At 73.7% G+C, this 20,206-nt stretch carries 22 protein-coding genes; 11 read left to right on the top strand and 11 right to left on the bottom strand.

Annotated elements, in window-relative coordinates:
* Positions 1–2: 2 nt before the first annotated feature.
* Positions 3–710, bottom strand: a complete 708-nt coding sequence (locus BUE37_RS03820) for an SPFH domain-containing protein (protein WP_073418712.1) — start codon at positions 708–710, stop codon at positions 3–5.
* Between the two features lie 375 nt (positions 711–1,085).
* On the opposite strand from BUE37_RS03820, the gene BUE37_RS03815 reads away from it, so the two are divergent.
* Positions 1,086–2,447: a PRC-barrel domain-containing protein gene (locus tag BUE37_RS03815; protein WP_073418711.1), complete on the top strand. Its 1,362-nt coding sequence runs from the start codon at positions 1,086–1,088 to the stop codon at positions 2,445–2,447.
* Between the two features lie 60 nt (positions 2,448–2,507).
* On the opposite strand, the gene BUE37_RS03810 is transcribed toward BUE37_RS03815, so the two are convergent.
* Positions 2,508–2,723, bottom strand: a complete 216-nt coding sequence (locus BUE37_RS03810) for a hypothetical protein (RefSeq protein ID WP_073418710.1) — start codon at positions 2,721–2,723, stop codon at positions 2,508–2,510.
* Between the two features lie 139 nt (positions 2,724–2,862).
* Between BUE37_RS03810 and BUE37_RS03805 the strand changes: the two genes are divergently transcribed.
* Together BUE37_RS03805 and BUE37_RS03800 are read left to right on the top strand one after the other, a co-directional pair.
* A complete protein-coding gene (locus tag BUE37_RS03805; protein WP_073418709.1) occupies positions 2,863–3,192 on the top strand; it encodes a hypothetical protein in 330 nt (109 codons plus the stop codon).
* A gap of 32 nt (positions 3,193–3,224) precedes the next feature.
* Positions 3,225–4,331, top strand: a complete 1,107-nt coding sequence (locus BUE37_RS03800) for a winged helix DNA-binding domain-containing protein (protein ID WP_073418708.1) — start codon at positions 3,225–3,227, stop codon at positions 4,329–4,331.
* 2 nt (positions 4,332–4,333) lie between these two features.
* Here BUE37_RS03800 and BUE37_RS03795 read toward each other — a convergent pair whose 3' ends face one another.
* On the bottom strand, positions 4,334–4,816 hold the full coding sequence (locus BUE37_RS03795) for a hypothetical protein (RefSeq protein WP_073418707.1): 483 nt from the start codon (positions 4,814–4,816) through the stop codon (positions 4,334–4,336).
* Positions 4,813–5,334, bottom strand: coding sequence for a SigE family RNA polymerase sigma factor (locus BUE37_RS03790; protein ID WP_073418706.1), 522 nt, complete (start codon positions 5,332–5,334; stop codon positions 4,813–4,815). Before BUE37_RS03790 ends, BUE37_RS03795 begins: the two co-directional genes overlap by 4 nt.
* 321 nt (positions 5,335–5,655) lie before the next feature.
* On the opposite strand from BUE37_RS03790, the gene BUE37_RS03785 reads away from it, so the two are divergent.
* Positions 5,656–5,895 (top strand): hypothetical protein, encoded by a 240-nt coding sequence (locus BUE37_RS03785; RefSeq protein WP_073418705.1) that lies wholly within the window; start codon positions 5,656–5,658, stop codon positions 5,893–5,895.
* A gap of 34 nt (positions 5,896–5,929) precedes the next feature.
* Here BUE37_RS03785 and BUE37_RS03780 read toward each other — a convergent pair whose 3' ends face one another.
* On the bottom strand, positions 5,930–6,805 hold the full coding sequence (locus BUE37_RS03780; protein WP_073419541.1) for an SRPBCC family protein: 876 nt from the start codon (positions 6,803–6,805) through the stop codon (positions 5,930–5,932).
* A gap of 122 nt (positions 6,806–6,927) precedes the next feature.
* On the opposite strand from BUE37_RS03780, the gene BUE37_RS03775 reads away from it, so the two are divergent.
* The gene (locus tag BUE37_RS03775) at positions 6,928–7,374 is read left to right on the top strand and encodes a YdeI/OmpD-associated family protein (RefSeq protein ID WP_073418704.1); all 447 of its coding nucleotides are present in this window, start codon (positions 6,928–6,930) and stop codon (positions 7,372–7,374) included.
* 42 nt (positions 7,375–7,416) lie between these two features.
* On the opposite strand, the gene BUE37_RS03770 is transcribed toward BUE37_RS03775, so the two are convergent.
* On the bottom strand, positions 7,417–8,253 hold the full coding sequence (locus tag BUE37_RS03770) for a class I SAM-dependent methyltransferase (protein ID WP_073418703.1): 837 nt from the start codon (positions 8,251–8,253) through the stop codon (positions 7,417–7,419).
* A 94-nt stretch (positions 8,254–8,347) separates the two neighbouring features.
* Positions 8,348–11,215, bottom strand: coding sequence for an AfsR/SARP family transcriptional regulator (locus BUE37_RS03765; protein ID WP_073419540.1), 2,868 nt, complete (start codon positions 11,213–11,215; stop codon positions 8,348–8,350).
* 182 nt (positions 11,216–11,397) lie between these two features.
* Here BUE37_RS03765 and BUE37_RS23640 point away from each other — a divergent pair, with 182 nt between their 5' ends.
* Entirely contained in the window at positions 11,398–11,862 is a 465-nt protein-coding gene (locus tag BUE37_RS23640) for a hypothetical protein (protein WP_073418702.1), read from the top strand.
* Positions 11,863–11,866: 4 nt separating this feature from the next.
* Here the strand turns inward: BUE37_RS23640 and BUE37_RS03755 are convergent, their stop codons facing one another.
* Positions 11,867–12,808, bottom strand: coding sequence for a hypothetical protein (locus BUE37_RS03755; RefSeq protein WP_073418701.1), 942 nt, complete (start codon positions 12,806–12,808; stop codon positions 11,867–11,869).
* A gap of 130 nt (positions 12,809–12,938) precedes the next feature.
* Here BUE37_RS03755 and BUE37_RS03750 point away from each other — a divergent pair, with 130 nt between their 5' ends.
* The 3 genes from BUE37_RS03750 (at position 12,939) to BUE37_RS03740 (ending at position 14,697) form a co-directional block, all read left to right on the top strand.
* Positions 12,939–13,532: a carboxymuconolactone decarboxylase family protein gene (locus tag BUE37_RS03750; RefSeq protein ID WP_073418700.1), complete on the top strand. Its 594-nt coding sequence runs from the start codon at positions 12,939–12,941 to the stop codon at positions 13,530–13,532.
* On the top strand, positions 13,529–14,398 hold the full coding sequence (locus tag BUE37_RS03745; RefSeq protein WP_073418699.1) for an RNA polymerase sigma-70 factor: 870 nt from the start codon (positions 13,529–13,531) through the stop codon (positions 14,396–14,398). The genes BUE37_RS03750 and BUE37_RS03745 overlap by 4 nt, the downstream gene beginning before the upstream one ends.
* A 101-nt stretch (positions 14,399–14,499) precedes the next feature.
* A complete protein-coding gene (locus BUE37_RS03740) occupies positions 14,500–14,697 on the top strand; it encodes a hypothetical protein (protein ID WP_083628451.1) in 198 nt (65 codons plus the stop codon).
* A gap of 1,780 nt (positions 14,698–16,477) precedes the next feature.
* Here the strand turns inward: BUE37_RS03740 and BUE37_RS03735 are convergent.
* From BUE37_RS03735 to BUE37_RS03725, 3 genes are read right to left on the bottom strand one after another with little or no spacing between them, the layout of a single operon-like run.
* Complete coding sequence (locus tag BUE37_RS03735) at positions 16,478–16,897, bottom strand: hypothetical protein (protein ID WP_217651112.1); 420 nt, start codon at positions 16,895–16,897, stop codon at positions 16,478–16,480.
* Positions 16,898–16,956: 59 nt separating this feature from the next.
* The gene (locus BUE37_RS03730) at positions 16,957–17,958 is read right to left on the bottom strand and encodes a caspase family protein (RefSeq protein ID WP_073418696.1); all 1,002 of its coding nucleotides are present in this window, start codon (positions 17,956–17,958) and stop codon (positions 16,957–16,959) included.
* A complete protein-coding gene (locus BUE37_RS03725; RefSeq protein ID WP_073418695.1) occupies positions 17,955–18,368 on the bottom strand; it encodes a TIR domain-containing protein in 414 nt (137 codons plus the stop codon). Before BUE37_RS03725 ends, BUE37_RS03730 begins: the two co-directional genes overlap by 4 nt.
* Before the next feature lie 631 nt (positions 18,369–18,999).
* Here BUE37_RS03725 and BUE37_RS03720 point away from each other — a divergent pair.
* Positions 19,000–19,179 carry a hypothetical protein gene (locus BUE37_RS03720; protein ID WP_073418694.1) on the top strand — a complete coding sequence of 60 codons (180 nt, stop codon included), beginning with the start codon at positions 19,000–19,002 and terminating at the stop codon, positions 19,177–19,179.
* 215 nt (positions 19,180–19,394) lie between these two features.
* A complete protein-coding gene (locus BUE37_RS23250; RefSeq protein ID WP_139252808.1) occupies positions 19,395–19,631 on the top strand; it encodes a hypothetical protein in 237 nt (78 codons plus the stop codon).
* Positions 19,632–20,206: the final 575 nt, after the last annotated feature.

Raw genomic sequence — 20,206 nt, 5'->3', positions numbered from 1 at the left:
GGTCAGCCCGGCTCGACCACTCCGGGGACCCCGCCGGGCACGACGCCGGGTACGCCCGGGCCCGCCGCGCCGGTGGTGAGGACGACGGTCGCCCGGCCGGCCTCGACCGCCTGCAGCGTCCGCAGCGAGAGCAGCGCCGGCTGCTCGGCCACCATCCGCGCGGCGTTGGCCATCGCCCGGGTGGCGGCGACCTCGGCCCGCGCCCGCTCCAGCGCCGCCTGGCCCTGCGCCCGCGCCGTCGCGGCCTCCGCCGCGGCGTGCCGCAGCTCCGCCGGGACCATGACGTCGCGCAGCCAGACCCGCTCGAGCACGACGCCGACGGTCTCCGGCGCGGTGCCCACGCGCTCGCGGACCTCGTCGGCCAGGGTCGCGCGGGCGGCGAGCAGCTCGTCGAGGGTGCGGCCGGCGACCACCTCGCGCAGCGCCACCTGGACCGTGGCGTAGACCAGCGCGTCGGCGTCGTCGACGGCCTCGTGCCAGCGCCGCGGGTCCGCCGTCCGGGCGGTCACGGTCAGGCTGACCCGCACCGACAGCCCGTCGGCGGTGAGCACCTCCTGACCGGGGACGACGAGCAGCCGCGGGCGGACGGCGACCCGCACGAACCGCCGCCTGCGGCGCGCCCGGCGGTGCCGCCCGGTGCCCAGCTCCTCGGCGAAGCGGCCGTCCCGGTAGACCAGGACCCGCTCCCACTCCTGCACGACGACCCGCACGTCCCCGCCTCCTCCCGCTCGCTGACCGGCCGCGCCCGGACGCGGACCGCCCGGCGCCCGGCCGGGCCCGCGGCGGGGGACGCGCGCAGCGCCGCAGACCGCCGGGGGCCGGGATGGCCGGGCGCCGGACGGCGTCGGGAGTCGAACCCGTGCGTCCACAGCGCAGTACCCCTACAGGTGCCCGTGGCCGACGCGCAGGACCTGCGGCGGCGATGCCGCCCGGCTGCTGACCACGGGCCGCAGGAGCGTGCCACGGTCGTCCCCGTCCCGCCGCTGCATTTCCGGGCCGGTTGGCCCGGGGGTCGCGGGGTAGGGGCCGTCGGATACGCGGTGCGGCCGGGCCAGGAGGGCCCGGCCCTCAGGTGGGGAGACGCGATGACACTGCCCGACAGGGACCAGGTCACGGACTGGATCGGCAAGACCGTCGTCGACCGCGACGGCAACGAGATCGGCACGGTGACGGCGCTGCTGGCCGACGAGGACACCGGGCAGCCCGAGTGGCTCTACGCCGAGCACTCCGGGTCGACCGTCGTCGTCCCGCTGGTCGGCGCCGCCGGCTCCGGGGAGCACGTGCAGGTGGCCGTGGAGCGGGGGCTGGTCGACGGCGCGCCGCGCTACGGCGAGAGCCGGGAGCTCAGCACCGATCAGGAGGCCGCGCTCTACCGGCACTACGGCATCCAGGCGACGACGTCGGAGTCCGACAGCCTGCTGCCCGCGGAGGGCGCGGAGCCCGAGGCGGCGACGGTCGTCGGCGGCCCGACCACGGACCCGGTGCCGCTGCCCGACGCGCCGGCCGACGCCGCGCCCGTCGCCGAGGAGCTGCCGGCCCCGCCGCCGGTGGCGCAGCCCGGTGACCGCGACTTCGGCCGCACGGAGCAGCCGGCGGGCGGTGCGGCCGGCCGGATCGGGGCGGCCGTGGCCGCCGCGCTGGCCGTCGGCGCCGTCGTGTTCGCCCTGCTGCGCCGCCGGCAGCAGCCGACGGCCCGGGTCTCCCGGGGCGCGCGGCGGACGGCGCGGAAGGCGCAGCGCTCGGCGTCCCGCTCGGTCTCGCGGGCCGGCCGGGAGACCGGGCGGAAGGCGGCGAAGGCCGGGCGGAAGGCGGCGAAGGCCCGGCGGTCCGCCGCCTCCGTGCCGGCCACCGGCCGCGCGCGCCTCGAGCAGGTGACGGCCGCGGCCGCGCCCGTGGTGACCGGCGCCGTGCACCAGGTGCGCGAGGCGACCCGCTCCGGCGCGGCCGCCGCCGGCCCCGCCGTGAGCGGTGCCGTGCAGCAGGTGCGGGAGGCCACCCGCTCGGGCGCGGCCGCCGCCGGGCCCGCCGTCAGCAGCGCGGCCGCGCAGGTCCTCGGGGCCACCCGCTCCGGCGCCGCCGCGGCCGCTCCCCTGCTCGCCACCACCGGCCACGCGCTGCAGACCGGCGCGAACGCCGGCGCCGAGGTGGCCCGGCAGGCGCTCGGCGCGGGTGCGGGGCTCGCCGCCGCGGCCGTGACCAAGGCCGCCGAGGCCGGCGCCGAGCTCGGGCAGACCGGGCTGCGGGCGGCGATGCGCGCCGAGCGCGCCGTCGGGCAGGTGCCCGAGGAGGTCGCCGAGGCCGGCCACCGGCTGAAGAAGAAGGGCAAGCGCCTCGTGCGGATGACCGCGCTCGGCGCGGGCCTGGGTGCCGGGTACGTCGTGGGAGCCGGCTACGGCGACTACGGGCAGATCCAGCAGCTCGCGGGCCGGGTCACCGGCCGGAGCTGACCGCCTCGAGGTCCGGCGGGTGCGCGGCCAGGAACCGCCGCGCCCGCCGGACGTCGAGCGTCACCGGACCGCGGTGGCGTGGCGGCGGCGCCGGCGGCCGACCAACCGGATCGCGACGAGCGCGCCCAGGCCCCCGGCCACTGCGCCGATCACCAGGTACGCGACGTCCGCACCGTCGGCCCACACCGCGAGCGCGACCAGGGCGAGGACGCTGACCGCCCACACCGGCCAGGCCGCGCGGGCCCGGCGGGCGGTACCGGTCGCGTCGTCCGTCATGCCTGCCGACGGTAGGGCGGCCGGGCGCCGAGCGGGCCGCTGAGCAGCTCCGACACACCTGACCGGGTGAGCTGGGACACGAGTGGCGGGTGTGACGACCGCGTTCTGCGCGGGAGCGCCGTCCGCCGATGGAACGCACATGCGCGCCAGCCACGTCGCCACCGCCCTCGCCGCCTTCGCCGCCGGACTGACCGCCGCCTCGGCCCTGCACCGTCGGGCCGCCCGCCCGGTCGCCGCGCCGGCCGCCGTCGCTGCCGCTCCCGCCGTCGCGGAGCTGACGGTCGTCGTCGAGCAGGACGCCGTCGTGCTGCCCTTCCCCCGTCCGGCGCAGCCGGTCGAGCAGGTCGTCGAGGCGCCCGCCGCCCCGGCCCGCTGCGGCGACACCGGGGGCGTGACGAAGGCCGGCGCGCCCTGCGCCGCGCGCGCCACCAGCGGCGGCCGCTGCCACCACCACCCCCTGGCCGCCTGACAGCTGTCGGTCCCCCGCGGTAGACAGCGGGGGTGGGCACGCGCCGGGGAGCCGAGGTGCTCGGCCGGCGCGCGCTCAACCGGGCCACGCTGGCCCGGCAGCTGCTGCTGCGCCGCGACGAGCGGGACGCCTTCGCCGCCGTCGACCACCTGGCCGGCCTGCAGGCGCAGGAGCCGCAGGAGCCGCACGTCGGCCTGTGGTCGCGGCTGGCCGGGTTCCGCCCGGCCGAGCTCGACGGGCTGCTCGAGTCGCGCCGGGTCGTCCGGACGCAGCTGATGCGCCGCACGCTGCACCTGGTCACCGCCGAGGACTGCCTGGCGCTGCGGCCGGTGCACCAGCCGATGCTGCTCGCGCGGATGACCGGCACGCTCGGCCGCCGCCTGCCCGGGGTCGACCTCACCGAGCTCGCCGCCGCGGGAGAGCCGCTCTTCGCCGAGGAGCCGCGGCTGCTGCCCGAGGTCGGCCGGCTGCTCGCCGGGCGCTGGCCCGACGCGGCGGCCCGCGACCTCGGCGACGCGCTGTCGAGCCTCGTGCCGCTCGTGCAGACGACGCCACGCGGGCTGTGGCGCAGGCAGGCGCCGGCCCGCACCACCACGGTGCGCGCCTGGCTGGGGCGCGACCTGGCCGACGGGCCGCACGACGACGTCCTCGAGGCGCTGGTGCTGCGCTACCTGCGCGCCTACGGCCCGGCCGCGAGCGCCGACCTGCGCGCGTGGTGCGGGCTGTCCGGCCTGCCCGCCGTCGTCACCCGGCTACGACCGCGGCTGCGGTCGTTCCGCGACGAGCGCGGCCGCGAAATGCTCGACGTCGACGACGGACCGCTGCCCGACCCCGGCGAGCCCGCCCCGGTGCGCTTCCTGCCCGCCTTCGACAACGCCGTGCTCGGCTACGACGACCGGTCCCGGGTGGTCGCCGACGAGCACCGCGGGCTCAGCGTGGCGGGGGCCCGCTTCGTGCTGGTCGACGGCATGGTCTCGGCCACCTGGACCAGCGCCGGGCGCGACGACGGCGGCGTCGACGTCGCCGTCTCCCCGCTGCGCGCGCTCACCCCGGCCGAGCGCACGGAGGTCGAGGAGGAGGGCACCCGGCTGGCCGCCTTCCTGGGCGACGGCGTCCCCGGCGCGCTGACGGTCGGCTGACCTCAGCCGGGCACGGGGCAGGCGGCCGCGCCGTCGGCCGCCTCCTGCTCGGTCAGCCCGTCGTAGGGCGACCAGTCCGCGCCGGCGAGGAACTCCGCCCGGGTCACCGGCGGGTCGGGGGCGAAGCCGGCGCCGACGAGGCAGTCCCGCACCGCCAGCAGGTCGGCGTAGCCCGGTGGCGTCGCCGTAGGGGTGACCGAGGGCTGCACGGTCGGAGAGGGCGTGCCCGACGGCGTCGTCGCCGGCGCGCTGGTGCCCGCGGGGCCGGCGCCCTCGCCGTCCGGGGCGGCCAGCCGGCCCGCCAGCAGCGGCAGCCCGCCGACCAGCACGACGACGGCGAGCGCCACCGCGGCGACGGTCGCCCGCACCTGCCGGCGGCGGCGGTGCGCGGCGCGGACCCGCTCCGGGGTGACGACGCCCGGGTCGCCGGCGAGGTCGTCGGCGAGCGCGGCCAGGGAGGCGCGCACGCGGTCGTCGTCGGTCATCGGGTCCTCCTCGGCGGCGCGGTCTCCTCGCCGGCGGCCAGCACGGTCCGCAGGACGGCCAGCCCCTTGCGGACGTGGTTGCCGACGGTGCTCACCGAGCAGCCCATCAGCCGGGCGGTCTCGACCTCGCTGTGGTCGGCGAAGTAGCGCAGTACCAGCGCGGTGCGCACCCGCGGGGACAGCCGCCGCAGCGCGCGGCGCACGTCCTCGGTGACCGCGTGCCCGGTCTGCGGGTCCCCTCCCCCGGCGTCGGGCACCGTGTCGACCGGCCGCTCGGTGCTCGACAGCCGGCGGCGCCAGCTCAGGTGCGCGTTGACCATCACCCGGTGCACGTAGGCGAGCGGGTCGTCGGCGGCCCGCACCCGGTCCCAGCGCGAGTAGCTCCGCAGCAGTGCCAGCTGCACGAGGTCCTCGCCCAGCCCGCGGTCGGCGGTGAGCAGGCAGGCGGTGCGCAGCAGCGCGGCACGGTGCTCGAGGACGAAGTCGGTGAAGCCGTCGTCGTCCCCGGTGCCGCGCATCGGGGACGACCTCACCACGGGACCACCCCCGCGGTGGCGAGGACACCCGCGAGGCAGACGGCCGCGAGCAGCACGACGGCCGCCCGCTCCCACCGGAGGAGCGGGCGGTCGTCGAGGCCCCGCCGCGGACGTCCCACACCAGGGAGACGCGGTGACCCCCCGGTGTGGGCCTACTCCGTGCCGCGGACACGCCCCGCCGGTGCGCCGTGACGGCCGGTGGCGGCCCGGCGGGACCGCTCGTCATCGGCGTCCGGACCCTCCCCGCCCGGGGAGCGCGCGAGGACCCTCGCCGGGGACGTCACCGCGATCCCGGGAGGTCCCGTGCGAACCGTCCGCGTCCTCGTCGTCGCCGGTACCGCCGGCCTGCTCGCCCTCGCCCCGGGAGTGGCCGCGGCCGCGCCCGGCGGCTGCCAGGCGTTCGGTGCGAACGTCAGCACCCTGGCGCAGGCCCTCGGTTCTCAGTTCGGCGCCACGGCCTCCGGGGTCGCCTCGTCGGCGCCCGGTGCGTTCCCCACGCTCGTGGTGCGCCCCGAGCAGGCGAGGTTCTGCGGGACCGGGTGACCGGCCGCGTACCGGTCACCCCGTCCCGCGTCGGTCAGCGGCTGCCGCCGCCGAGCATCGGGTCGTCGCCGTCCCGGCGCGTGCCGTGCTCGACGCCCTCGGTGGACGGGCCCGCCGTGTAGCCCTGGTCGTCGGCCTCGGGCACCAGGACGTCGTCGCGCACGACCGCGTCCGGCGGCGGCTGCTCGACGACGGTGACCTCCTGCGGCTGGACCACGCCCTCCGCCGTGGTCGTCCCGGCCGTGGGCGTCTGCGTGGGCGTGGGCGTCTCGACAGGCGTCGGGGCCGGCGTCGTCGTCTCCTGCTTGCCGGACGTCGCCGCGGCCACCCCGGCCACCGCGGCACCGGCCACCGCCGCCACGCCGGCCGCGACCGCCGTCGGCGAGATCCCCGCCTTGCCCTTGTCACCCGCGGAGCCGTAGGCGTCGTTCACGCCCGGGGTGCCGACGTCGATGTGCTCGTTGACCGACCCGCGCCAGGAGCCCGACGCGTAGCCCTGGCTCTCGACCAGCGACTTGAACCGCTCGAGGTCCGAGCGCACCTGCCGCTCGACGATGCCGAGCTTGTCGCCCACCTGCTCGACCAGGCCCTCCGGCTCGTACTCGAGCTCCAGGTACACGATGGTCGAGTCGGGCCCGGCGGCCTCGAAGCGGACGGCGCCGGCGTTGGTCGCGCCGCTGGTGGCGGCCCAGGCGACCTTCCGGTCGGGGTCCTGCTCGAGGACGGCGGCCTCCCACTCGCGGCGCACGCCGGCGATCTCGGCGACCCAGTGCAGCCGCTGGTCGGTCAGCTGCCGGACCTCCTTCACCCCGCCCATGAAGTGCGGGAAGTCCTCGAACTGGGTCCACTGGTCGTAGGCCGTGCGCAGCGGCACGTCCACCTGGATCGACTTCTCCACCTTGGTGGTCATCGCCATCCCTCCGTCGTCCGACGTCTCGGGAGGGATGTGACCGGCACCACTCCGACCGAAACGGGGATGGGACCCCCGCACGGGGACTTCCCGTGCAGGCACCTGCGCGTCAGGGTGTCGGGGTGACCTCGGAACTGCGGCTGACGACGACCCTCGAGCGGCGCGGGCCGGCGGCGGCGATCGTGCTCACCGACGAGCAGGCGGCCTCCCTCGGCGGCGGCGCCAAGGCCTTCCCGGTGCGGATCACCATCGGCGCCGCGACCGTCGAGGCGCGGCTCGCGCGGATGGGCGGCGAGAACCTCGTCGGGCTGAGCAAGGAGCGCCGGGCCGCCCTCGGGGTGGACACCGGCGACACCGTCGACGTCGTCCTCGCCCACGACGCCGTCGAGCGGACCGTCGAGGTGCCGGACGACCTGGCCGAGGCGCTCGCGGCGGCCGGCCTGCGCGAGGCGTTCGACGCGCTCGCCTACTCGCACCGCAAGGAGCACGCCCGCTCGGTGACCGAGGCCAAGAAGCCCGAGACCCGCGCCCGCCGGGTCTCCGCCGTCGTCACCGCCCTCTCGGGCTAGGCCCGCTCCGCCCGGCCGCCGGAGCGGCCGGGCGCGGGGTGCTCACACGCGGCGCGCGGTGAGCAGCAGGTACTCCCAGTCGAGGACGAGGCCGTCGGTGCCGCGGTCGTAGCGCGCGGCGAGCGCGGCCAGGTCGCGGTCGAGGGCCGCGACCCGGTCGGGGTCGTCGGCGATGTGCCGGTAGACGGCGATCGTCGGCCCGTAGACGGTCTTCCAGTGGTCGCGCCACGCCTCCGCCGAGGGCCAGCCACTCGCGGTCACCACCTGCCGGCGCGCGACGACATCGGTGACCCGGTCGCCGAGCAGGTCGCGGACGTGCTGCTCGTCGCCCCACAGCGGTGGCGGCTGCGCGCCGGGCGGGGGCGGCGGCGCGTACGGCTTCATCGTCGTGAACATCTCGCCGACGAAGCCCTCCGGCGTCCAGCTGACGAGCCCGATCCGCCCGCCGGGACGGCACACCCGCACCAGCTCGTCGGCGGCCCGCTGGTGGTGCGGCGCGAACATGACGCCGACGCAGGACAGGACGACGTCGAAGCTCGCGTCCCCGTACGGCAGCGCCTCGGCGTCCCCCTCCTCCCAGGTGAGCTCGGCGCCGGCGCGGGCGGCGGACTCGCGGCCGGCCTCGAACAGCTCCGGCGTCAGGTCGGAGGCCACCACCTGCGCGCCGGTGAGCGCGGCCGGGACGGCGGCGTTGCCCGTGCCGGCCGCCACGTCGAGGACCCGCTCGCCGCGGCCGATCCCGGCGGCCTCGACCAGGACGCGGCCCAGCTCCGGGATGAGGTCGCGGGCCACCGACGGGTAGTCGCCCAGGCCCCACATCGCCCGGTGCTTCGCCTTGAGGGCGCGGTCGGCGGCGACCGCGTCGAGGGTGTCGGTCATCTCTGTCGTCTCCTCCGTCGTCTCCCGGGTCGTCCCGGCACGCGTCGACGGTGGCCCCGGTGCGTTGCAGATCGGCTGCACCGGGGATGCACGGTCACGCCCGGCCGGTCGCGAGCTCCCCGGACAGGACCCGGCCGAGCGCGGCGCGGGCGGAGGCGACGGCGGCGGCCTCGGCCGCCCGGGGGTCGGCGCGGCGTCCGTTCCCCGGGGCGGTCGGCGGACCGAGCGGCGAGGGCTTGCCGGCGGCGACGAGGTGGCGGTGCAGCGTGGCGGCGTCGGCCGTGGCGGAGACCCGCTGCAGCAGCCGGGCGACGTAGCGCAGGTTGAGCCACTGCTGGGTGGCGTCCCCCACCCGGTCCCAATGCGCGAGGACGGCGACCAGCGCCCGCGCGGCCTCCACCGGGTCGCCGTGCACGGCCCGGGTCGCGGCGCCCTCCATCATCGCGATCCCCTGCCACCAGAAGTTGCGGACGGCGGCCGCCAGTTCCTCCGCCTCGTCGAAGAGCGCGAGGGCGGCGTCGGGGTCGGACTTCTTGAGCACCAGCCCGAGGGCGTAGCGGGCCATCGACAGGGCGGTCGGGTTGGCGGTGGCCTCCGCGACGTCGAGGCTCTCCCGCGCCGCGGCCAGACCCTCCTCGGGGTGCCGGCCCACCGCGTGGCAGACCGCGACGTAGTACAGCGTCCAGACCAGCCGGATGCGGTCGCCGTCGCCGCGGGCCCGCTCCGACTCGGCCACGTAGTGCGCCAGCGCGCGGGCCACGTCGCCCTCGTACAGCGCCACGTCGGCCAGCACGTCGTGCGGGTAGGCGATGCGCGGGGTGCCGGGCGGTGGACGGCGGTCCCCCGCCAGCCGCGCCGTCGCCACGGCGTGCGGGAAGTCGCCCCGGTTCCACGCGCCGCGGGCCGCGGCGCCGACGGCTGCGGCGTAGCTCGGGTGGCCGGGGTCGACCACCGGCAGCAGCTGCTCGGCCCAGGCGTAGGCCTCGTAGCCCACGCGCAGGTGCACGAGCTCCGGCACCGCCGCGACCAGCCGCACGGCGAGGTCCCACTCGGCGTCGGCGGCCGCCCGGGTGAACGCCGCCCGCAGGTCGTCGTAGACGCCGAGGGCCTCCTCGGCCCACGCCCGCTCGTCCGGGCTCTGCAGCCCCGCGCCGGCCCGCTCGGCGTAGTCGACGTGGTACTCCACGTGCCGCCGGGTGAGCGCGGCGGTCTCGCCGGCGTCCGCGGCGCGCGACCGGCCGTAGGCGCGCAGGGTCTCCAGCAGCCCGTAGCGGCTGTGCACCCCGCTGCGGGCCACCACCATCGACCGGTCCACCAGCCGGGTCAGCCGGTCCAGGACGTCGTCCTCGGCGGCGCCGGGATCGGCGACGCCGTGCACCGCCCGGAGGTCCGCCCCGCCGGCGAACACCGACATGCCGCGGAACAGCCGCTGCTCGGGCCCGGACAGCAGCCGGTAGGACCACTCGATCGCGGCGGCCAGGCTCTGGTGCCGGGGCACCGGCCCGCGGCCGCCGCCGAGCAGCGGGCCGTCCTCCAGCCGGGCGGCCACCTCGGCCGGGCTCATCACCCGCATCCGCGCGGCCGCGAGCTCGATGCCCAGCGGCAGGCCGTCGAGGCGGGCGCAGATGGCGGCGACGGCGTCCGCGGCGGCGGGGTCGAGCCGGAAGTCCGGTGTCGCCGCGCGGGCGCGCTGGACGAACAGCGCGGTGGCGTCCGCGAGCGGCAGGGGCGGCACCGGCCGGACCTGCTCGCCGTCGACGCCGAGCGGCTCGCGGCTGGTCGCGAGGACCACGACGCCGGGACAGTGCTGCACGACCTCGCCGACGAGGGCGGCCGCGTGCGCCAGCACGTGCTCGCAGTTGTCGACGACGAGCAGCAGCGACCGCGGGCGCAGGTACTCCAGCACCGTCTGCTCGACCGACAGGCCCGACCGCTGGCGGATGCCCAGTGCCGCCGACACCGCGTCGCCCACCGGGCTGTCCTCGGGCAGGGCGGCGAGCTCGCACAGCCACGCCCCGTCGTCGAAGCGGGCCCGGTCGCGGCCGGCGACCTCCACCGCGAGCCGCGACTTCCCCGCTCCCCCGACGCCGGTCAGCGTGACCAGCGGGCCCTCGCGCAGCGCGGCCAGCACGCCGGCCGACTCACGCTCGCGGCCGACGAAGCCGCTGGCCCGCCGGGGCAGGTTGCCCGGTCGCGGCGTCGCGGTGAGGGCGGGGTCGTGGACGAGGATCCGGCGGTAGAGGTCCTGCGCGGGGGCGGCGGGCTCCACGCCGAGCTCGTCGTCGAGGCGGGCACGCAGCTCGTGGAAGGCGGCGAGCGCGTCGGCCTGGCGCCCGGTCGCGTAGCGGGCCCGCATGAGCGTCACGGCGGGCCGCTCCCAGGACGGGTTCGCGCGCACCAGCGCCTCCAGCTCGGGCACCGCCTCCGCGGACCGGCCCAACGCCACCAGCTCGTCCGCGCGGTCGGCGGTGGCGCCGGTGCGCAGCTCGGTGAGGCGGGCGGCCTCGGGGGCGGCGAACTCCTCGTCGGCGAACTCGGCGAGCGCGTCGCCGCGCCACAGCGCCAGCGCGGCGTCGAGGTCGGCCAGCGCCCGCGCGTGGTCGCCGGTCGCGGCCGCCGCCCGGGCGCTGCGGACCCGCTGCTCGAAGTCGGCGGCGTCCAGCGTCGCCGTGTGCAGGGCCAGGCAGTAGCCGGGCGGGCGGTGCCGCAGCGGGGCGGCGTCACCGAGGACGCCGCGCAGCCGCGAGACGTAGGCCCGCAGGGCGGTCATCGCGCCGTCGGGCGGGCCGTCCCCCCACAGGACCGAGACCAGCCGCTCGGCCGGCACCACCTCGCCGCGGGCGACGAGCAGGGCGGCGAGCAGCGTCCGCGGCTTGTGCCCGCCGATGGCGAGCGCTCCTCCCGGGCCCTCGACCGACAGCGGTCCGAGGACCCGGAAGTGCACGTGTGCTGCGCCTGTCATCGCCGCCTCGTCCCGCACGCGGACCGCTCCCGGCGCGGCCGACCCTAGCGACGGCGCGGGGCGCTGGACAGGCTCCGCGGAGCGCGGGCCGCCGCCGCGGGGGTGGACCCGGCACGGGCTGGGTAGCGGCGTCGGGACGGAGCCCGGCGGACCGAGCCGGGCCGGCGGAGATCGGAGGAGCCATGGGCAAGCTGACGCTGGGGATCGGGCTGGGCATCGGGTACGTGCTGGGCGCGCGGGCCGGCCGGGAGAGCTACGAGCGGATCGTCTCGTCGGCGCAGGGCCTCCTGGGCCGCCCGGAGGTGCAGCAGACGCTGGACAAGGCGCGCGAGGCGGCGCCGGCTCCCCTGCAGAGCAGCATCGACAAGCTGGCGAGCTCGGCCTCGGGCGGCGGCACGTCGTCGTCGGGGACCTCGTCGTCGGGGACCTCGTCGTCCGGCACGTCCTCGAGCGCGCCGTCGTCGTCGGGGACCGCGTCGTCGGGGACCGCGTCGTCGGGGACGGCCTCCAGCGGGACCGCCGCCCTCGGGACGCCCGACGTCGAGACGATCGCGGAGGCCGCCTCCGGGCAGGCCGCGGCCGGGTCCGGCGGCGTGCCGGACCCGCTGGTGCCGCCGGCGAAGTCGAACGGCGGCACCACCCGCTGAGCGGTCACCGCACTCCCCGTCCGCCGGCGGGGGACGACGTCCCCTGCCGGCGGACGAGCCACCAGCCGTACCCGCCGGTCGCGACGACGGCGGTCAGCACCGCCGCGTAGGCCCACAGCGCCGGGCCGGCGACCAGCTCGTCGCGGAACCGGAGCAGCACCGCCCACTGGAAGACGCCGAACGCGGTGTAGGTGACCGCCGGGACGTGCAGCCGGCAGACGTCGGTCTCCCGGACCACCAGGGCGGCGCCGACCCCCAGTGCCACCAGCCACGCCCCCACCACCTGGGCGCTGAGCGGGGTCAGGGCCCACGGCCAGGCGCTGCCCGTGACGTGCGTGCCGTGGTGGGCGCTCAGCCCGCTGGTGAACAGGACGGCGCCGACGGCGCCGAGCACGAGGCCCTGCGCGGCGAGCACCGCCCGGACCCACCGGGACAGGGCGCGGCGGGCGCCGTGCCGGTGGGCCGGCTGCCGCAGGAGCACGACCAGCCCGGCCACCGGGACGGCGAGGTAGACCGCCGTCCAGACCCAGGCCGCCGAGCGCGCCAGCGGGTCCGCGGCGGTGAGGTGCAGCTTGTGCGCGTGCCAGTACGTCGCGGCCAGGGTGAGGACCGTGAAGACGGTGACCGTCACGACCGCCACCCGCACGTGCGCCCAGGAGCGCTGCCGCAGCGCGGCGACCGAGAGGACGAAGCCCGCGGCGTAGGCGGCGCCGAGGAAGGCGACGGTCGGCCGGGCCTGGATGGTCCACGCCCAGGCGTGCTCGGTGTGCCCGCCGAGCCGCAGCAGCTGGTGCGCGGCCAGGGCGGTGAACAGCGCGAACGCGGCCAGCAGGCGCCGGGGGCCGGGACCGAGTCCCGCCTCGCCGGTCTCCGCCGGCTGCTCGCGGACGTCCTCGGGCTCCTCCAGGGTGTCGATGGTGTCGGCCTCGTACAGGTGTCCTGCCATGCGAGGACGGTGGACCCCGGGCGTTGCAGGCCGTCTGCAACGCGGATGGGGCCCTCTGCAACTGGGGCTGTCACACCCGGGGCCGCGGCGGTGTCTCCATGACGACAGCGCCGCACACCCAGGAGGAGACATGGCGAGCAACACCCGCGTCCCGGCGACCCGGATCACCGGCCTGTACGGGGCCCTGCTGAAGGCGGTCAGCCGCCGGATGCTCGGCCAGGTGCCCGAGGGCGCCGCGGTCATGTGGCACCACCCGGCGGTGCTCAAGGACTCGATGTCGTTCGGCCGGAAGGTCGACGGGTGGAACCGGCTCGACGCGGCGCTGGCGACCTACGCGGCCATGGCGTCCGCCGCGACCATCGGCTGCGGCTTCTGCCTGGACCTCCACCACTTCCTCAGCCGCGGCCGCGGGCTCGACGAGGCCAAGGTGCGCGAGGTGCCGCGCTGGCGGGAGTCCGCCGTCTTCACTCCGCTGGAGCGCCGCGTCATGGAGTACGCCGAGGCGATGAGCGCCACGCCGCCGGCGGTCACCGACGAGCTGTCGGCCGCGCTGCTCGACGAGCTCGGGCCGGCCGCGCTGGTGGAGCTGACCGCCAGGATCGGCTTCATGAACGCGAGCGCTCGGGGCAACGTCGCCCTCGGCATCCGCTCGCAGGAGTTCGCGGTGTCGTGCGGCCTGGCGCCGCTGGCGGTGCGGTCGGCGGACGGCGTCGTGCCCGCATGATCGAGGACCCCTTCGCCGCCCACCGCAGCCTGCTGTTCACCGTCGCCTACGAGATGCTCGGCTCCGCGGCCGACGCCGACGACGTGGTGCAGGAGACCTGGCTGCGGTGGGCGGAGGTGGACCGGGCGGCGGTGCGCGACCCGCGGGCCTACCTGGTGCGGATCGTCACCCGCCAGGCGCTCAACCGGCTGCGCACCGTGGCCCGCCGGCGCGAGGAGTACGTCGGCGAGTGGCTGCCCGAGCCGCTGCTGACCAGCCCCGACGTGGCCGACGACGTCGAGCTGGCGGAGAGCGTGTCGATCGCGATGCTCACCGTGCTGGAGACGCTGTCGCCGACCGAGCGGGCGGTCCTCGTACTGCACGAGGTGTTCGACGTCCCCTACGACGAGATCGGCGAGGCGGTCGGGAAGTCGGCCGCCGCGGTGCGGCAGGTGGCGCACCGGGCGCGCGAGCACGTGGCCGCGCGGCGCCCCCGGACGGCGGTGAGCCGGGCCGAGCAGCAGAGGGTGGTGGACCGCTTCCTCGCCGCGGTGACCTCCGGCGACCTCGAGGGGCTGCTCGACGTCCTGGCGCCGGACGTCGTCGTGGTGGCCGACAGCGGCGGGCTGGCGCCGGCGGCGCTGCGCCCGGTGACCGGGCGACTGCGGGTCGCCCGGGCGCTGGCCCGCTTCGCCGAGCTGGCGCCCGGCGTAACGATCACGACGCCGCTGGTCAACGGCACGGTGGCGGCGCGGATCGACGGCGGCGGCCCCTTCGACACGGCGATCACCTTCGTCGTCGAGGACGGCCGGATCTCGCGCATGTACGCGACGCGCAACCCGCACAAGCTGCGCCGCCTCGACGAGCCCGTCGCCCTGCGCCGGTGACTGCTAGCGGATTCCGCGGAGCTCGGGCGGGGGACGACGCGCCCGGCGGGATCTATCGATCCTCGATGGATAATGGGCGTTGGTCGATGTACCGTCGCCGCATGAGAGCAGCCGTCATCGCCGTCGTCGCCCTCCTCGCCGTGGCCATCGGGATCGCCGCCGTCGTACTCGGGGAGGCGGACGACTCCCCCGGCCTGCAGGGCCTGGGCGTCCTGTTGGCCCTGGGTGCGGTCGTGCTGGGCGTGCGGTCGGGACGCCGTGCGAGGTCGCGAGCGGAGGGGCGCCCGGTCAGACGTTGAAGCGGAACGAAGACGGGGTCGTCGGTAGGGGTTGGGCACCGACGAGAAACGCCACTGACCAGCACCTTCTCGGTTGAGCGGTGTTGGCCCTGAGTGGCCAATTTGGGCCGAGTTGCGGACTTCCTGCGGACTGTCTGTCACGCGTTCGGGCGAGTCGCCCCTGCCTCCGCCTCGGTCCACGCGGCCGGCTCATGCGCTGAGCGCTTGAGCATTGAGGATCGACGCACTCGCATAAAGCCGCCCATGCTCACGTGGCTCGGGGCCGGGGTGGCAGCCCTCGCCCACTCCCGTCTGCGATGCCGTCGCCACCTTTGCGACTTCCGCATCGCGGCCCGTCCGTTGCGGAGTAGTCGCCTCATCTGGCCACTCTCGACGACGGAACTAGCACTCCCCACACTGACCACAATCCGGCGCGATCGCATCGCGCTCGGAGCGGTTGCATTGCGCGAACTCAGGCACCATCCTGTAAATCGGATCGTCCGCGAGGGCGCGTTATCGATCATGGGCGCCCCTCACCGGGACATGCGCTTGCGGGCCGAGATTCAGCCGAGGAAAGATGCAGCGATGCGCAATCAGGCAGCCCGAGCTCGCAAGGCCCGCAAACATCGAACCCGTAACGCGCGCTCACAACGGTCAGTTGTGCTTCTACGCTCATTTAAAGACAGCAGCCCGACTTGGACCCTAGCGCTCAACCTTTCGGCACTTCTGGCCGGCGCCAGACTCACCCTTGTCGGATCAGAGGCCGAAGGGCAGGCGTTGCGCGACGCCTGGTCTCAAACTAGGCAAACGCAAGATTCGTTCGAACAGCACATTGAGTTTGTCGCCGCAGATGAAAAATCGTGGCGTAGGCACGTGGTGCAGGCGCTGGGAAAAGCCGACTGCGTCATCCTTCATCTTGCTCCTAAAGGCAGGATGTGGCCAATGATGAGGTTCCCACGCATGCGCGGAGAAGGCTTCGACGACTTCTTCTCCGCTCCACTCATGGAGCTTGTCGCAGGACCCAGCGTGCTCCATGAAATTGGCTACCTGGAGCAACTAAACTTACTGCCGCGCACAATCCTGTGGGTTCATCGCTCTCATGCCGGCTACTTACTCAGACTTATGGCGCACGCGCTTCCCCGTGGCAGGGGTTGGTTCAAGAGGGTTGACGCCACGCATGTTCGTGCGCTTACTCCTAGACTCTCGGCACGTAACCGACAAGTTGGAAAATTGTGCGGGACCCATGGCATGGTCCTGCACCGATCACGCGACGTGAAGAAGTACCCGCGGCGATCCAGGAGTCTACTAGAGCTACGCGACCAAGTTCTGCTGGTCCTTGCTAAGGACGGGCGCATTAAGGATCACTTTCACCCTGTGGCCAGTGACCTTATCGGAAGATCTCCACTGCCCCGACGCCTACCGCCGGATGGCCAATTAAAGGTCATACAGTTCGTGAACGTCGAGGACTTGATGCGAATCCCACCCTTCCGCATCAGCGACGTCGACCCGACTACGGTCTTGAGGTCATTGTCGGCTGAAACGTCAGCGCTTGGATGCCCCTCATGCCGCTGTCCTGTCGAGAAGATCTTTTTCTATACTCGAGATCGCGAATCCTCCATCGTGAGGGGGCGGTGTCAGGAATGTGAAGGTTACATGACACTGGAAGAGGATGGCACACTATTCCTCGTCACGAATCTGCTGTAGGCGATCACCTGTCCATGTCCAATCGGCCGACGACGGAACGTTAGCCGTGCCACTACTGGTTGGCCATGATTGACGCCTCCCGGAACCGGCAGGAGGTCTAGCGCCGACTGGCCCCGTCTGGCCAGACAATTCGAATGTCTCGTCCTCGTGCGCGGGCGTAGGCGACGACGTCCCCAGTACCTCCCTTTCCGGCCGCTTGCTTTCCGTCCCAGACCGCGATCAGGATTTCGCAGCGGTCGGCAACGTCGTGACCGGCGGCCAAGTAGGCGTCTTCGTTCGGTGTCGAGAAGGGCAGGATCGTGGTAGCACCGGCAAGGGCTCGCAAGGCGGTATAGGCGTCCCGCGACGGGGGGGAGACGAAACTCCGCTCATAGCTCTCGCTGGGGATGATGGCGTGCAGAAAGCCGCCGGCTGCTAGGACTGCGAAGCCAAAGATTTGGTCAGCGCCCTCCGCGAGGCTCGTGAGGCCGGTTAAGTCATCCTTTCCCTCGACAGCAAGGATGTCGGCGATGGCCACCGCGACGTTGCGTCGGGTGGCCGACGAGAGACTCTGGTGACCGGTACACCCAATGCGCGTCACAGCAGACCCTTATCGGCCAGTCGCCAGAAATACCGCCCAAGCGGCGTCAGATAGACGTGACCGCTATCCATGGCCACCCAGTAGTGATCCCGCCGCTCGTCTGTGGTGACCAAGTTGGCGTTCCGGAGTCGTCCAACGTAGTCAAACTCTTGCTGCTCGACGCTACCGGGGGTGCCCGGCGGTAGCGGTCGGCCTTCACCCTCGTGGGCGGGGGTCAATTGGAGGCGGTGATGCTCTGACGGGAAGTGATCAGGGAGTCTGCGCAGCAACTCACTGTCCAGCCATGGTGGTCCGATACGCAGTAGCACGGGCTCAGTAAGATAGGTCTTTAGCACCGGACGCTGCTCCCAGGCGTCAAATGCCGGGCTGACGTAGCCATATAGACTGAGCGCAGTCACGTTACCGCGGTGGTCGGTTGCGCCACCCTCCAGACCGTCCAGTAGTATCCGGGTGAACGCGCCATGCCCCCCAACTTCTTGCGCGGGCTCGGTTCCGCGACTAGCAGCCATGATGGTGACATTCTCTCGCACGACGGCCTTGTTGAGGCGGAAGTTTTCGGCCACTCCGGCGGCCTGAAGTCCCGGAGTGTTCCCCGTATCACCGCTAAAGCAGCAGTCGAGGAGGATGGTGACGCTGCGAGCAGGCGAGTCATTGGCTAAGGTGACTAAGTCGTTCATCGAGACACCAAGGCTATTTGGCGCTGCGTCCTGAGTGACGAGGTCTGCACCCCACAAGGTCTGCGCCCCGTGCCCCGCGAAGAAGAACAGCAGGTCGGCGTCGCGGGCATTGGCGAAGAGCGCGGTCAGGGCGCCGCGCAGCCTGTGCCGCGTTATGGTCGCCGAGCCCGCTTCACCGGTGATCAGTTCAGTGCGCCAATTGGGCGACCCGTCGGCGTGCCGAGCGAGCAGATGGCTCAACGCGGTGGCGTCGGCGACACAGCCGGTCAACGATCCGACGGTCGGGTAGTGATCAATCCCAACGAGCAGCGCGCGCTTCACGCGTTCTTCCCCTCGTCCATCATCTGATCAACAGCGGCGGCGATGACATCCCACTTCCACGCGATGGTGCGGTTGCGCTGCAGGCCTACCGGCAGCGCGCTGTTGCTGCCGGCCCCGTCGACATAAACGCCGAAGACGGGAACGTCGAGGTCCTTCGCCATCGCGATCTCCTTGACCACTCCGGTTGCTGTGGCCATGAAGCGTCCGACTAGCACGATGCACATGTTGGTGCTCGCCATCTTGCCCTTGACCAGCCGCTCCCACTCCGCTTGGGGCAGGGCCGTCTTGCTCGACCAGTCATGGACTGTGAAGGGCGTAGGCGAATCGCTCTTCGCTTGGCCGACGAAAAGGATCTTTGAACGCTCGTCATGATCGAAGTCGAAGCTGACAAAAGCGCGGGGGTCGGACATGGGCTCCTCCAGGGCCGAGACAGCCGCTTGATACCACAGCAAGCACTGGCCCAAACACGTAGAGTTACCAACTATCCGAACTGGCGCGGTATCGGATGTCGCCATCGAAGGGGGTGCTTGCGCCACTGGAGCCCGACCATCAAGAACATCAAGTGTCCGCTTCGTCCGGCCTTCCCTGCGGGCCGCCTTGCCGGAAGCTCCGTTGAACCGTGGTGATCTACAGGGTGATGCGGCCAGCCCTCGACCCGCAGGCTGACGGGCAAGACGGGTGGCGTGCACCTCTTGCTGTGAGGGCTCAGCGCGCCTGGGTGACCGCTGGCACAGCACCGAGCGTGCCTCGCGGTAACCCGTCACAACGACTTTCGCTACGCCGAGTGCAAGAGGTATGTCAGTCGAGGTCTGTTGTTCTCGGACGGGTCAGGAGACGGTGAGTCGGGCCGAGCTGGCGGGTATGTGGCCGATGCGTTGTCCACAGGCTGAGCCTGTTTGTCCGGCTGCCCACGCAAGACCGAGGTGGCGCGCTCGAGGGCGGGGAACGGCAGGGCGACCGTCGGGGACAACGTGTCCAGGGGGACGGCGCTGTCGGCTGAGGGCGCGACCTTAACGGGGTCGACCGTCCACACTCCCCGGCATGAACACCACCCACGAAGTGACGTGTCCCGAGCACGGCGACCTCTACCTGGAGGAGCGGCCGGGCGACGACCCCGCCATCGTTTACACCCAGACCGGGCGGACCCGCGAGGACCAGCGCGACCCAAGACTGCAGCGTCGGTGCACGAGATGTTCATGGCAGGAGGACATGGACACCTGAACGGTTGAGGCACCCGGCGCCGAATCAGCCTCGGCAGCTGGAGCACTCGGCGTAGCACCCGAGTGGCGTCTACCAAGGCCGCGTGGCTCCACGGCGATGGACTGCTCGAACGGGACAATCGCAGTGAGCACCGCGGGTAGGTGAACAAGCTTGAGGGACAGGAAGCCGAGAGGGTGGGTCGCTTGCCAACTGGACCACAGCATCAGCGTTACGGAGTGGGCACGGCCGGGGCGGGCACGAGTGAAGACTGTCGCTGCACCATTGGTGAAGACCACAACGACTACGGCGTGCTTATGAGCGAGGTGAGTTTCGCTCACGACGAGGACGACCAAGACAGCGACGAGACGGTCAGCGTGTACGACGCGGCGGAGATCTGGCTTTCCCACGGCATGGACGACGACTACACCCTTGGCTACAGCGAGGACGAGTTGCGGCGCGCGGCTGGTCTGTAGGTCGCGAGGGTCACTTCAGTTAGCTAATCTTTCTGCCGCGTCTTCAGGCGCGCTGTCGGTAGCTGACCACTGGGCCCGCCGAATCCGCCGTCGGCGCCGCTTAGTGCTTCTCGGGTCAGGCGCCTACTGCCTCGCCTGCGGAAGCTCTCAGTCCACCTTGGAGTTGACGCCGAGGCAATTCAACGGTCCGGCGATGACAGTCACCGCGATCGTTGCTGCGCTGGCGCAACCGTTGTCGCCGTTGCTGAAGTACCCACGCTGATCCAGCAGCGATCGCCCCGATGACTAGCCAAGCGATCAGTAGCAGCGCCGCGATGCTTGGCCCCCGCCTCCGCCTCCGGTCTCGCCCTAGCCCCAGCTCTCGTAGTCGTCTTCGCCTCATGCAACCTGCTCTACCCTCACGAGCCCTCGCACCTAGCGCGCTTGGCCTCGAGTCGCGTCCTGCTGGCGGCTGGATCCGACCGACCGGCCCCTGACAAACAGCAGCCGCGCCGAACATCGCTCCCGCAGCCATCAGTCGAGCGGGCGCCAGCGCCTCAAACCCTCCGCCGCCGCAACCGGATGAACCAAGATCA

Origin of the sequence: Geodermatophilus nigrescens (genome assembly GCF_900129495.1) — a bacterium.
GTDB classification, from domain to species: Bacteria; Actinomycetota; Actinomycetes; order Mycobacteriales; family Geodermatophilaceae; genus Geodermatophilus; species Geodermatophilus nigrescens.
The sequence above is the reverse complement of the archived record's forward strand: the minus strand, read 5'-3'. Positions and strand labels throughout refer to the sequence as shown.

What these genes read in the sequence shown, in the direction of transcription:
- BUE37_RS03725 (WP_073418695.1), bottom strand. Translation starts at nt 18,368, where the DNA reads ATGTCCGACCCCCGCGCTTTTGTCAGCTTCGACTTCGATCATGACGAG.
- BUE37_RS03790 (WP_073418706.1), bottom strand. Translation starts at nt 5,334, where the DNA reads ATGCGCGGCACCGGGGACGACGACGGCTTCACCGACTTCGTCCTCGAG.
- BUE37_RS03815 (WP_073418711.1), top strand. Translation starts at nt 1,086, where the DNA reads ATGACACTGCCCGACAGGGACCAGGTCACGGACTGGATCGGCAAGACC.
- BUE37_RS03805 (WP_073418709.1), top strand. Translation starts at nt 2,863, where the DNA reads ATGCGCGCCAGCCACGTCGCCACCGCCCTCGCCGCCTTCGCCGCCGGA.
- BUE37_RS03720 (WP_073418694.1), top strand. Translation starts at nt 19,000, where the DNA reads ATGAACACCACCCACGAAGTGACGTGTCCCGAGCACGGCGACCTCTAC.
- BUE37_RS03770 (WP_073418703.1), bottom strand. Translation starts at nt 8,253, where the DNA reads ATGACCGACACCCTCGACGCGGTCGCCGCCGACCGCGCCCTCAAGGCG.
- BUE37_RS03795 (WP_073418707.1), bottom strand. Translation starts at nt 4,816, where the DNA reads ATGACCGACGACGACCGCGTGCGCGCCTCCCTGGCCGCGCTCGCCGAC.
- BUE37_RS23640 (WP_073418702.1), top strand. Translation starts at nt 11,398, where the DNA reads ATGGGCAAGCTGACGCTGGGGATCGGGCTGGGCATCGGGTACGTGCTG.
- BUE37_RS03750 (WP_073418700.1), top strand. Translation starts at nt 12,939, where the DNA reads ATGGCGAGCAACACCCGCGTCCCGGCGACCCGGATCACCGGCCTGTAC.
- BUE37_RS03780 (WP_073419541.1), bottom strand. Translation starts at nt 6,805, where the DNA reads ATGACCACCAAGGTGGAGAAGTCGATCCAGGTGGACGTGCCGCTGCGC.
- BUE37_RS03755 (WP_073418701.1), bottom strand. Translation starts at nt 12,808, where the DNA reads ATGGCAGGACACCTGTACGAGGCCGACACCATCGACACCCTGGAGGAG.
- BUE37_RS03740 (WP_083628451.1), top strand. Translation starts at nt 14,500, where the DNA reads ATGAGAGCAGCCGTCATCGCCGTCGTCGCCCTCCTCGCCGTGGCCATC.
- BUE37_RS03810 (WP_073418710.1), bottom strand. Translation starts at nt 2,723, where the DNA reads ATGACGGACGACGCGACCGGTACCGCCCGCCGGGCCCGCGCGGCCTGG.
- BUE37_RS03765 (WP_073419540.1), bottom strand. Translation starts at nt 11,215, where the DNA reads ATGACAGGCGCAGCACACGTGCACTTCCGGGTCCTCGGACCGCTGTCG.
- BUE37_RS03745 (WP_073418699.1), top strand. Translation starts at nt 13,529, where the DNA reads ATGATCGAGGACCCCTTCGCCGCCCACCGCAGCCTGCTGTTCACCGTC.